The organism is Chryseobacterium sp. HNCC26DJ241 (assembly GCF_057180505.1).
In genome coordinates, this window is sequence record NZ_JBXUGL010000008.1 from 1 (window position 1) to 12,766 (window position 12,766).

The following is a 12,766-nucleotide window of genomic DNA, read 5'->3' on the forward strand; positions in this document are numbered from 1 at the left end:
TATAGAAGGTTTACCTGGGAAATTATATTGGGATAACGGATTTTTATCTTTCAAAAATGAATTTGAAGTTTTATTTTATCATTTAATATTATATAAAGGAAATTTATTTTCCCTAAAACGAAATTGGGAAGAAGTTCCCAGTCAATTTTATATTGACAAGTACCTGATTCGTAAAAAGGGATTTTTCTCAAAGTTAGATTTTCTTTTTAATGAAAAAATCAAAATATGGTTTTTTCAGAAATGCTTGGATATAGAATTTTTTGTATCAAATAAAGTATACGCTACCCAATTAAAAAACATCCCTCAATCTATATTTATAAACGGAAACCAGACGAGATATATTACTAAAAATGAAAATAATTTTAACACACTTTCTTTTGATTTTGGTAATACAACTATTGATTTGTATAAATCCTTTTTCAGGAGAGGAGTGTTTTATATAAAAGGATTTAAAGAAATTTATTATAAACTATCAGAAAATCAAAAATACTTATTAGAAATAAAATCGGACGGTACAACTTTTAAGTTAGAGCTGACAAAAACGTTTACTTCTTAGAATTTTTTAGAATACAAAATACTTTTAATATTCTAAAATCTTAAATTTGTTCTATGATAAACAACCAAAGAACAGAAAAATTTCGGCAGATTGTAGAGAATAAATTTCAGATTTACAACTCATTGTTCATGAGTTTGCCGTACGATAAAATGACGAATATTGGGATGCTCCTTCCGTTTTTGTATGAAGAAAGTAAGGAAGGATATGAAAAAGAAGGCAAAAGTCCCGAAGAAATTATAGAAACTTTTTTTGCAAAACATACCAATCTGAAAACAGAAGATCAGAAACTGGAGCTTCTTTTCAAAATTGTGCAATATATAGAGAGACAAGTGGTGCTTTTTGATAGTATTGAAGATGCGGCATTCAGCAAGTTGCATTCTGAAAGTGATGCAGGAACTGTAAATCAGCTATACGAAAGAAGTCTTCAGGAACATGAACTGGAAAAAGCTCGTGAAAAACTGAAAGATTTTGCTATAAAAGTGGTTTTTACGGCTCACCCAACTCAATTTTATCCTAATTCTGTTCAGCGGATTATCCATGATTTGAGAACAGCCATTATGGAAGATTCTGTCACGAATATTGATATGCTTTTGCAACAGCTCGGGAAAACTCCTTTTGTAAACAAAGAACGCCCAACTCCTTTAGATGAAGCCATGAGCATCATTTATTATCTGCGTTATGTGTATTATGAAACGATTGGTGAACTTTACAAAAAAATCAAAAATATTTTTGAAACCAAAGATTTTGTTCCGCATCAGGATATTATTCAGTTAGGTTTTTGGCCGGGTGGAGACCGAGACGGAAATCCTTTTGTAACAGCAGAAACTACGCTTCAGGTAGCGGCAGAACTTCGTACCAGTATTCTGAAATGCTATTACGGAAATCTGAAAACATTAAGAAGAAGATTGAGTTTTCGAGGTGTTTCAGCAGTTTTGGAAGATTTGAGCCATGATTTGTATGATGCCATCTTCAAGGAAGAAGTAGAAATTACTTCAGAAGATATCCTAAAAAAACTAGATGCAGCTGATAAAATTTTGACGGAAAACCATAATGGATTATTCAAAAATTTGTTGGATGATTATCGTGATCGGGTGAGAATTTTTGGGACACATTTCGCTACTTTGGATATTCGCCAAGATAGTAGAATTCACCAAAATGTAATTGATGAAATTATTTCCAAAAAATCCGGCTTGGATGTAAATGAGCTTTCCACAGAACAAAAACTGAAATGGATGCTGGAAACCAATATTATCCTAAATCCTGACGAATTTGAAGGCATTACAAATGATACCATAAAAAATGTAATACATGTAAAAACCATTCAAAAAAGAAACGGAGAACGTGGAATGAACCGATACATTATCTCAAATTCCGATGAAGTAAAAGATGTTTTGAATGTTTTTGCTTTGTTCAAAATGTGTGGCTACAAAGATGAAGAAATCAATATGGATATTGTTCCGCTTTTTGAAACGATGGAAGGTCTTGCCAATTCGGAAAATGTAATGCAGGAATTATATCAGCTTCCGGTTTATAAAAAACATTTGGAAAGGCGGGGAAATTACCAAACCATTATGCTTGGATTTTCCGATGGAACCAAAGATGGTGGTTATCTGAAAGCCAATTGGGAAATCTATACTTCTAAAGAAAGGCTTACAAAAATTTCTGAAGAGAATGGTGTAAAAGTAATTTTCTTTGATGGAAGAGGCGGTCCACCAGCAAGAGGAGGCGGAAAAACCCACGATTTCTACGCTTCGCAGGGAAATACAATTGCTAATAACAAAATTGAATTAACGATTCAGGGACAGACCATTACCTCTGTTTTCGGAAATAAAGATCAGGCAAAATATAATTTTGAACAACTTCTTACTGCCGGAATTGAGAATGATATTTTTAAAAGTTCAAAAAAAGATTTGGCTAAAAAAGATCGAGAATTAATCAATGAGCTGGCTGAAATCAGTTTCAGAAAATATTCTGAATTAAAGGCGAATCCGAAATTTGTACCTTATCTTCAGGAAATGAGTACTTTGGAATATTACGGACGAACCAATATCGGAAGCCGCCCATCCAAAAGAGGAGGAGATAATGAACTAAAATTTGAAGATTTGCGGGCAATTCCGTTTGTAGGTTCATGGAGTTTGCTGAAGCAAAATATTCCCGGATTTTATGGTTTCGGAACTGCTTTAGAAGAATTAAAAAAACAAGGAAGATTCCACGAAATAAAAGATTTATATAAAAACTCAGATTTCTTTAAAACGCTCGTACTCAACTCAATGATGAGTATGAACAAAACCTATTTTCCATTGACATATTACATGAAAAACAATGAAAAATTTGGAGAATTCTGGAATATATTGTTTGACGAATTCCAACTTTCTAAAGAAATGATGCTGGAACTTACTGGCTATACAATGCTTCAGGAAGAAGAGCCGCTTTCCAGAAAATCTGTAAAAATCAGGGAGAAAATTGTATTACCGCTTTTAAGCATTCAGCAATATGCCTTAATGAAAATTCAGAAGAATGAGGGAAATAGGGAAGCATACGAAAAATTGGTTATGCGTTCATTATTCGGAAATATCAATGCAAGTAGAAATTCAGCCTAAAAATAACTATCCATAAATGTAGAAACGCGCCAAAAGGCGCGTTCAATTTTATTATTTTCAAAAATTTAAGCATTCTCAAACGTAAGACGTTTGTTTTTATAAATTTTCAAAAATTATTTAAGAAAACGCATTGATTCCCGTTATATCCAATCCGGTAATCAGGAGATGAATATCGTGTGTTCCTTCATAGGTAATTACAGATTCCAGATTGGCAGCGTGACGCATCATCGGAAATTCGCCCATAATTCCCATTCCGCCAAGAATTTGACGGGAATCTCTTGCAATATCTATCGCCATTTTTACATTGTTTCTTTTTGCCATTGAAATCTGAGATGGAGTAGCTTTGTGATCATTCTTAAGATTTCCCAATTGAAGACATAGCAATTGTGCTTTTGTAATTTCTGTTACAAATTCAGCCAATTTTTTCTGTTGAAGCTGATAAGACGCAATTGGTTTTCCAAATTGTTTTCTTTCTTTAGAATATTGTAGAGCAGTACAATAGCAATCAATCGCAGCACCAATTACTCCCCAAGAAATTCCGTAACGAGCAGAATTAAGACAAGAAAGTGGCCCTTTTAATCCGGAAACATTAGGCAAGAGGTTTTCTTTTGGGACTTTTACATTATGAAATACAAGTTCTCCGGTTTTTGAAGCACGAAGACTCCATTTGTTATGAGTTTCAGGAGTAGTAAAACCTTCCATTCCACGTTCCACAATTAGTCCGTGAACTTTTCCTTCTTCATTTTTTGCCCATACTACAGCTATATCACAAAGTGGGGAATTAGTGATCCACATTTTTGCTCCGTTCAATAGATAATGATCTCCCATATCTTTGAAATTAGTCTCCATAGAACCGGGATCAGAACCATGATTGGGCTCTGTTAATCCGAAAGAACCTATAATTTCTCCGGCTGCTAATTTTGGAAGATATTTTCTTTTCTGCTCTTCAGAACCAAACTCATTAATTGGAAACATTACAAGCGAACTTTGTACTGAAGCAGCAGAACGCACAGCCGAATCTCCTCTTTCCAATTCCTGCATAATAAGTCCATAAGAAATCTGATCTAGACCAGAACCTCCATATTCTTCAGGAATGTAAGGTCCCAAAGCTCCGATTTTTCCCAATTCTTTCATCAGATTTGGCAAATCGGTGTGATTTTGAGCAGCTTCATCTATTTTTGGCATCACAAAACTTTCTACCCAATCTCTTACAGATTGACGAATAAGCTTGTGTTCATCGGTAAGTAAAGAATCTATTCCGTAATAATCTGGGATAGAAGTAAGAGGATAATATGACATGAAATTTTTTTGCCTAAAATAAAGTTTTCCGATTAATCAAAAAAATTTATTTTTACGAAAAAGAATCTAAAATGCCATTTATGAAATTTTTTAAATATTTAAAATTCTTAGCTCTTATTGGCTTTATGCTGATCATTAATTGTCAAAATAAAAAAACAACAACAGAAACATGGATGACATTGGATGATTCTACATGGATATTTCAAAATGAAAATGCTGAAAATCCCGAAATAATGAGATTAAAATTTAAAAAAGATGGATATGTTTATGAAGAAAACACTGCTTCAAAATATAAATGGAGTATGTCCGCAGACTATAAAGAGTTTGAAATGGATGGCCATCTATATATGGTAAACGAAATAAGTGCGAGAAAAATGAAAATAACGGATACGAAAAGCGGATCCAAAATTATTTTGTACAAAGAAACTATGGAATAATACTTTAGTAATCCTGAAAATTTATTTCACTTTCTTTGAATTTATAGAGATAAGGCGCTTTATTTGCGGAACCACTATAAAATTTTTCAAGGCGTTCTAATGTATTAAGACTTAGCATTTTTCGTTGGAAATTATTTCTCCTGAATTTTTCTCCTAATACAATTTCATAAAGATTCTGCAAATCATTCATCGTAAATTTTTCCGGCAAAAGATTGTATGCAACAAGCTGTGTATCAATATTTTTTTGAAGATATTTTAGACCAATTTCTATGATCCTTTTATGATCGAAAGCCATTTTGGGTAATTGATCTACGTAAAACCATTCGCAGGTTTCATTAAAGGAATCAGGAAGTGTTTGTACTAAAGTATAGTCAATAAGACTGCAATACCCAACTGTAATAAATCTCTGAAAAATCCAATGATCCGGAGAAACTTCTATTCCTTTATTTTTTAGTAAAATTTGATGTACATTATTTTCGGTTCTGTTTATTCTTCCAAATGTATGAAACTGAGCTAAGAAAAGATTTTTGAGATGAGTACGCTCATAGAGAACTCTTGCTGCAGCCTCCCGAAGATCTTCATCATTGAATACAAAACCTCCCGGAAGTGACCATAAATCCAGATCATGATATTTTAAAAGTAAAACTTTCAGTTTCAATTTCTCTTTATCAAAGCCAAAAATCACACAGTCTACCGAAATATGCGATACAAAATTTTTAGTGTCAATAAGCTCCTGTAGGGATTGCTTATTTTTTGAATCATCTATCTTCATAATATTTCAAAAATAAAAAAAATTATTGTCTCAAAATAAGTCTTTCAAAAAAATAAATGTTAAACCGGATATTAATACCAAAGGAAACGTAGCAAATAAAATAAAATAACGGTCAAGTTCGTATTCAAAAATGTATGACATCCCTATTGAACCAAAAGAACTACCCAAAGAAGAAAATATCACAATAAGAGAAACAAAAATATTGACTTTCTCCTTTTCAATATGTATGAGAAATTTTGAGTTGTAAAGTGGATAAAGAGGTGAGAGAAAAAGTCCAAGAATAGGAAACAATATAAGCAATATCCAAATATTTTCTCCACTATTATTTACCAAAAACTGTGATGCAATCATCAATACAAGGAGTGTAACAAGACAAAATAGAATATAGCGAAACCATAAAAATTTTGCAATAATTTTGCTTGTTAAAAATCTTCCCAAAAAAGAAAAAAGAGCGAGAAATGCACTAGATTGCAAAGCGTAAAACGAATTTACATTCAGATTTTTTTTATAGAATGTAGGAAGCCATGAGTTGAAACATTGTTCCAAGAATACAATAAAAAAGAGAATTATAAAAAATAATATATTTCTCATGGTGAAAATGTTTCCTATTCCCCGAAAATTTTGAAGGCTTTGCGATGCAGTTTCTTCATAATCTGATTTTCGTAATTTAAATAAAGTAAAAACTGATAAAAATGCGATAAACCAAAATCCAAATTTCCAGTAGCTTTCATATTGGCTACTAAGAAGCCATCCAAATCCCAAGTTCACACAAAAAATTCCGATCATAAACGAAGCTTCCACACGATTCATTACTTTAGAAAGTTCTTTTTCTCTTTTAATATTATTCCGGATTATTCCAAAAACTGAAATCTTTGCAATAGCGAAAGATACTCCTATTGCTACAAACCATATTTTGAAAAACCAAAATTCACCAAGAAAAGGGAGCAGTATGCAACAAATAAAAACAACAGAAAGTGATAGCATTAAAGCATTTTTGGTTCCTATTTTATTGATGAAATTGATTGAAAGCAATGAAACTAAAGCAATAGGTATATCTTTAAAAGCCTCTAAAATCCCTAACTTTTGATACGATATATCTGATCCTGAATATTTTAGAATTACAATACCCATACAATTCAATAGCATTGAGAATATAAGAAAAGAGAGTTGCAGAGGATAATAATTTTGGAAATTGTCGGGTATTTTCTTATCCATCATTAAAAAAGTTAATTAATAATTCACAAAATTAGAAGGCACTAATCAAAAATTCATACGTCAAACATAGACAAATAAACGAAAAGTTTAAAAAAATTAAAATATTTTTTGTGTTAAAAAAAAATTAATATCTTTATTGTCTCAAAATGAGATAACATAATTAAACTATATGAACAAAAACTATTCTAAAAGTATCTGCCTTATTGCAGCATTGTATTTCTCAGCAAATATAAATGCACAGGTAAAACAAGATACTGCCGCAAAAGAAAAAAAGATTGAGGAAGTAGTGCTTATTGGTTATGGAGGTGTAAAAAAACAAAACCTAACCAGTGCTGTTTCTACTATTAAGTCTGATGCATTTGATAATAGACCTATTTATAATGTAGGACAAGCATTACAAGGAAATGCTGCTGGTGTAAATGTTGTACAACCATCAGGAAAACCTGGTTCAGCATTGGAAATTAAGATCAGAGGTAATAATTCTGTGAATTCTAGTACTTCTCCTTTATAAGTAGTAGATGGTATTCAGACGTATGATATTTCAGGTATTAATCCAGATGATATTGTGGATATGACCATCTTGAAAGATGGTACAAGTGCGGCGATCTATGGTGTAAATGGAAGTAGTGGGGTAGTAATTATCACTACTAAAAGAGCTAAGGCAAATAAAGGCCAACTTTCTTTTAATGCTTATTTAGGGGTTTCGAAAGTAGTAAAAACTTTGGATGTTTTAAATATAGATCAATATAAATCTCTTTTAAAAGAGATCAATATGTCTAATTATGATACAGCAAATAATCCAAGATATGCAGGGATTGATACAGATTGGCAGAACGAAATCTATCAGACAGGATTTGATCAGAATTATAATGTTGGATATTCTTTTGGAAATGAAAAAGTAAGAGCATATACATCATTTGGATATCAGGGAATTCAAGGAGTAATAAAACCATCTAAGTTTGATAGAATTTCCACTAAAATTAATTTAGATGCTGATTTAGCATCTTGGCTAAAATTAAATGCGTCTTTAAATTATTTTAATACTCAGCTAGCAAATACTTCAGACAACTTAAGTACTGCAAGAGGAGGTGTTGTATTGTCTTCACTGGTTACACCAAGATTTTTACCAGTATATGGAAGCCAGATTAATTTCATTAGTGGAGATACTGCGGTTTATAATACTGATGGAACTGTAAAAGATGGATATAATCCGGGACAGTTTACTCCGAATCCTTTTCAATCTTCATGGGAAAATCCTGTAGCTTATCAATCTTCTACCGATGATACTTCCAAGAACAGATTTATGAGTAATTTGGGGTTTGAAGTAAAATTAATAAAAGGACTTACATGGAAACCTACTATTTCGTATGATGTAACAGATTCTTACCAAACAGTTTTCCAAGATGGATATCAGACTAACTATGGAAGACAAAATAAAGGGATTGGGTTTAGAGAAAATGTAACTAACTCCAATTATAACTTTGAAAATACGTTAAGTTATAATCTCAAAAAAGAGTCACACGATCTATCTTTATTAGGAGGTTTTTCTTTTCAGGAATTTTACTACAAGAGAGACAGATTCAATGGAAGGGAATTTGAATCTGGAATTACTACCTTTAATTATGATTTAGCTAAAACAAAAACTGAAAATCTTCTTAAAGAAAAAAATAGATTTGAATCTTTCTACGGAAGGATTGTCTATACCTATGGAAACAAGTACACAATTATGGGAGTGATGAGAGCAACAGGTGCATCTGCTTTGGCTCCGGGAAATAAATGGGGATTTTTTCCAGGGGTTTCGGCGTCTTGGCTAATATCTAATGAAGATTTCTTAAAAAATAACTCAACTATTTCAGAACTTAAACTGAGAGGAGGTTGGGGTAGAACAGGTAATGTTTCGGGAATCCCTGCCTATTCTCATTTTGATTTGCAAAGGGAATCTTTTCTTGGTTCTGGAGTTTGGAATTATTCTCAAACAGGCAGTAATGATTTGACTTGGGAAACAACAGATGATATCAATTTTGGGGTCGACTTAGGTTTATTAAATAATAGAGTTAAACTGTCTACAGATTTCTTTAAAAGAAAGACTAAAGATTTGTTAATGAAAATTCAACTTATTGCGAATCAAGACATTCTGTATAACACGGGAAGTATGGAAAACAAAGGGATGGAATTCAATATAGATACCAAAAATTTTAAAACTGAAGACTTCACTTGGAATACCAACTTTAATATTTCTTTTTATAAAAACAAAATAATAGATACAGGTTCATATCAGCCATTTATAGATAAAGCCACATTCGAAACAGTAGGAGAAGATGCAGTACGTTTACAAAATGGACAACCTGTAGGTGCTTTCTTCGGATATATGATAGATAAAGTAAACCCCGCGAATGGAGAATTACTATATAAAGATTTGAATGGAAATGGTTATTTTGATACTGGTGACAGAACCACTATTGGTAATCCAAATCCGGATTTTACCTTTGGTTTTTCTAACAATTTTAAATACAAAAATTGGTATTTAGACGTTTTGGTTACAGGCTCTGAAGGAAATGATATTCTAAATGCTTCCAGACTGGATTTAGAACTAATGAGTGATTTCAAAAATCAGTCTACAGCTGTACTCAATCGTTGGACAACGCCGGGACAAATAACTGATGTACCAAAAGCTGGCACACCTACTGCACAACACATATCAGATCGTTTTATAGAAGACGGTTCTTATATAAAGTTAAAAGCAGTAACTTTAGGGTACAATTTCAAGAAATCATTTAAAGGAATTAGTAATTTAAATCTGTATGTAACAGGGCAAAATTTACATACTTGGACTAAGTATTCGGGATTTGACCCAGAAGTAAATTATACAACAACACAAGGTGTTTTAGGAATAGATTACGGAACTTTTCCACAGGTGAGAACATTTATTTTTGGTTTAAAAGCCAGTTTTTAATTCTTTAATTTAAAAAAATGAAACATAATACTAAAATTTTAATTGGTGTATTGGCTTTTACGATGTCAAGCTTTGCACTTACTTCTTGTAACAGGTATTTAGATACAGAACCAATTACAGATAGAGAACAACAAGACGCACAAGGAATTGTGGTAAAAGATGCGGCAGATGCAGAATCTAAAATGAAATCCATCTATTCAGAATTTGGAGGAGAGTATTTTCAGTTAGATTACTTTTTTAACGGAGATGCTCAAACTGATATTGCTTATGCAGGAGCAGATAACGTTCAAAATTTTCAACAGGATGAATACCGTATTTTATCTACCAATACCAATGTAAATAGAGATTGGAATTACCTTTCAGGGATTATCTATAAATGTAACCTATTGATAAATTATATAGATCAGGCTAAAGATCTAAGTTCCACGAGAAAAGCTGAAATTTTAGCAGAAGCTAAAACGATGAGAGCATTGGCTAATTTTCATGGAGTTCAACTTTGGGGAGATTATCCAATTGTTACTAAAGCCTATACATCTGTAGGGTCAGAAAATTTTGATGAAGCCTATTCTCAATTATATCCTACAAGAAAATCAGTTTCTGAGGTGTATGCTTTTATCATTTCAGAATTAGAATCAGTGATTTCTACGGCTCCTGCAAGTTCTAATAAATTTAAGGTGAATAAAGGAGCTATTTTGTCTATGCTAGCAAAAGCCTATGCTACAAAACCAAGCCCAGATTATGCTAAATCTTTACAATATTGTAATCAGGTAATGGCAGAAGGATACTCTTTAGTTCCAACATATGAATTTTTGTTTGATAATGCCCATGAAGGAAACTCAGAGTCTATTTGGGAAGCCAATGGAGAAGGATGGGGAAGTACTATCGGTGCATGGGGAACTTTTATGTTCTATTGTACAGATTGGAAAAAATTCAATACTCCTTCCAATGATTTAGTAAAAACATTTAATGATGAAGGTGATACACAAAGAAAAGCCTCTTCCGTTTGGTTCTCAACTTCTACAGTAAACTGGTCAGATGCTTTTTGGTCTTCCAATAATTACCCTTTCATGTATAAACAAAGAGATACTGATGGTAAACAAAATTTCTATCTTTTCAGATTAGCAGATATATTACTTTTAAAAGCAGAAGCTCAAGCAAAAACTGGAGATGTTTCAGGAGCAGCAACTACAGTTAATTTGGTAAGAAGCAGAGTAGGTTTGGCAGATGTCACTTTTTCTTCCGTTGATGACGCTATCAATAAAATTTTAAAAGAAAGAAAAATGGAATTGGCGTTTGAAGGACACCGTTGGTTTGATTTAAAGAGAACAGGAAAAGCGGTTGAAATTCTTTCTCAACAAAAAGATGGAAATGGAACTGTTCTTTCTTATGCAGGAAATATTAACCAAAATAGATTATTATGGCCGGTTCCACAAGCTCAGATAGATAAGAATTCAAATCTTACTCAAAATTCCGGATATTAATGTTGCATAGACATTCATACAAATTATTATATAAAATTGCTGCACTTTGCGGTGCAGCAATTTTTTCTTTAAATTCTTGCGGAAATAGAAATTCTGCAACTACAGATGAAAATCATATATCGTCCAATAGTATAGAATCTTGGATGACAAAAGCAGATGAATCGGTAAAACTTCAAAAGCAACCGGTAATTAATTTTTCTACCACTTCAAACAATTATCAAAATATTGAAATTGATGATACCAAAAAATTTCAATATATTGACGGATTTGGATTTTCACTTACAGGTGGAAGTGTGCAAGTTATCAATTCTTTGGCTTCGACTAAAAGGCAAGAACTTTTACAGGAGGTTTTTGGAAATTCATCTTCAGCAATTGGTGTAAGCTATCTAAGATTAAGTATTGGAGCATCCGATTTAAACAGCGATGTTTTTTCGTATGACGATATGCCTTCTGGGCAAACAGATCCTACACTTTCGCATTTCAGTATTGCAAAAGATCAGCCTTTAATCAATATGTTGAAGGAAATTTTAGCCATTAATCCCAACATCAAAATCATTGCAACACCATGGTCGCCTCCCGTTTGGATGAAAGACAACGGAAATTCCATCGGTGGAAGTCTGAAACCTGAGTATTATGGAGTGTATGCACAATACTTTGTGAAATACATTAAGGCAATGAAACAAGAGGGAATAAACATAGATGCTATAACCCCTCAAAATGAACCTTTACATCCAGGCAATAATCCCAGTATGTTGATGACTTCGGATCAGCAAAAAGAATTTATAAAAAATTACTTGGGACTGGCTTTTCAGACGGCAGGAATTGCAACCAAAATAGTAACTTACGATCACAATTGCGATAAACCTGATTATCCGATGAACATACTTGCAGATACAGATGCTGCAAAATATGTGGACGGTTCAGCATTTCATTTGTATGCAGGAGATATTTCGGCATTAAGTACCGTAAAAAACGCTTATCCTAATAAAAATCTGTATTTTACAGAACAATGGACAGGTTCTACAGGAACATTTTCAGGAGATTTGCTGTGGCATACCCGAAATGTAATTATTGGCTCCATGCGAAACTGGAGCAAAATTGCTTTGGAATGGAACCTTGCGAATGATGCACAGTATAATCCACATACCAGCGGAGGTTGTACAGAATGTAAAGGAGCCATTACAGTGAACTCATACACAACTTTTACAAAAAATGTTGCTTTTTACATTATAGCCCATGCTTCTAAATTTATTCCTCAAAATTCCGTAAGAATTGCTTCTTCCCAAAATGGGAATTTAAGAAATGTTGCATTCAAAACACCACAAGGAAAAATTGCTCTTATTGTGCTTAATGATGGAAACACCCCGCAAAACTTCAATATCAAATATAATGGAAAAACAGCAACTGCTTCTTTGGATGGAGGTACAGTTGCAACCTATATTTTCTAAAAAAT

9 protein-coding genes and 1 pseudogene are annotated in these 12,766 nt (G+C 32.7%); 7 read left to right on the forward strand and 3 right to left on the reverse strand.

Features of this window, described 5'->3' with window-relative positions; genetic code table 11:
• Positions 1 to 556, forward strand: a pseudogene (locus AC2A1C_RS06110) (hypothetical protein); the annotation flags it as partial.
• A gap of 53 nt (positions 557 to 609) precedes the next feature.
• Positions 610 to 3,156: a phosphoenolpyruvate carboxylase gene (locus AC2A1C_RS06115; protein ID WP_484024384.1), complete on the forward strand. Its 2,547-nt coding sequence runs from the start codon at positions 610 to 612 to the stop codon at positions 3,154 to 3,156.
• A 117-nt stretch (positions 3,157 to 3,273) separates the two neighbouring features.
• Here AC2A1C_RS06115 and AC2A1C_RS06120 read toward each other — a convergent pair whose 3' ends face one another.
• Positions 3,274 to 4,455: an acyl-CoA dehydrogenase family protein gene (locus AC2A1C_RS06120; RefSeq protein ID WP_484024386.1), complete on the reverse strand. Its 1,182-nt coding sequence runs from the start codon at positions 4,453 to 4,455 to the stop codon at positions 3,274 to 3,276.
• Between the two features lie 80 nt (positions 4,456 to 4,535).
• On the opposite strand from AC2A1C_RS06120, the gene AC2A1C_RS06125 reads away from it, so the two are divergent.
• Positions 4,536 to 4,892 carry a hypothetical protein gene (locus AC2A1C_RS06125; protein ID WP_484024387.1) on the forward strand — a complete coding sequence of 119 codons (357 nt, stop codon included), beginning with the start codon at positions 4,536 to 4,538 and terminating at the stop codon, positions 4,890 to 4,892.
• Positions 4,893 to 4,896: 4 nt separating this feature from the next.
• On the opposite strand, the gene AC2A1C_RS06130 is transcribed toward AC2A1C_RS06125, so the two are convergent.
• A complete protein-coding gene (locus tag AC2A1C_RS06130) occupies positions 4,897 to 5,664 on the reverse strand; it encodes an NUDIX hydrolase (protein WP_484024389.1) in 768 nt (255 codons plus the stop codon).
• 30 nt (positions 5,665 to 5,694) lie between these two features.
• On the reverse strand, positions 5,695 to 6,795 hold the full coding sequence (locus AC2A1C_RS06135) for an MFS transporter (protein WP_484024391.1): 1,101 nt from the start codon (positions 6,793 to 6,795) through the stop codon (positions 5,695 to 5,697).
• Positions 6,796 to 7,048: 253 nt separating this feature from the next.
• Here AC2A1C_RS06135 and AC2A1C_RS06140 point away from each other — a divergent pair, with 253 nt between their 5' ends.
• From AC2A1C_RS06140 to AC2A1C_RS06155, 4 genes are read left to right on the forward strand one after another with little or no spacing between them, the layout of a single operon-like run.
• Positions 7,049 to 7,390: a TonB-dependent receptor plug domain-containing protein gene (locus tag AC2A1C_RS06140; RefSeq protein ID WP_484024393.1), complete on the forward strand. Its 342-nt coding sequence runs from the start codon at positions 7,049 to 7,051 to the stop codon at positions 7,388 to 7,390.
• A 12-nt stretch (positions 7,391 to 7,402) separates the two neighbouring features.
• Positions 7,403 to 9,832, forward strand: a complete 2,430-nt coding sequence (locus AC2A1C_RS06145) for a SusC/RagA family TonB-linked outer membrane protein (protein WP_484024522.1) — start codon at positions 7,403 to 7,405, stop codon at positions 9,830 to 9,832.
• Positions 9,833 to 9,849: 17 nt separating this feature from the next.
• Positions 9,850 to 11,313 carry a RagB/SusD family nutrient uptake outer membrane protein gene (locus AC2A1C_RS06150; protein ID WP_484024396.1) on the forward strand — a complete coding sequence of 488 codons (1,464 nt, stop codon included), beginning with the start codon at positions 9,850 to 9,852 and terminating at the stop codon, positions 11,311 to 11,313.
• A complete protein-coding gene (locus AC2A1C_RS06155; protein ID WP_484024398.1) occupies positions 11,313 to 12,761 on the forward strand; it encodes a glycoside hydrolase family 30 protein in 1,449 nt (482 codons plus the stop codon). Before AC2A1C_RS06150 ends, AC2A1C_RS06155 begins: the two co-directional genes overlap by 1 nt.
• The last annotated feature ends 5 nt before the right edge of the window (positions 12,762 to 12,766 follow it).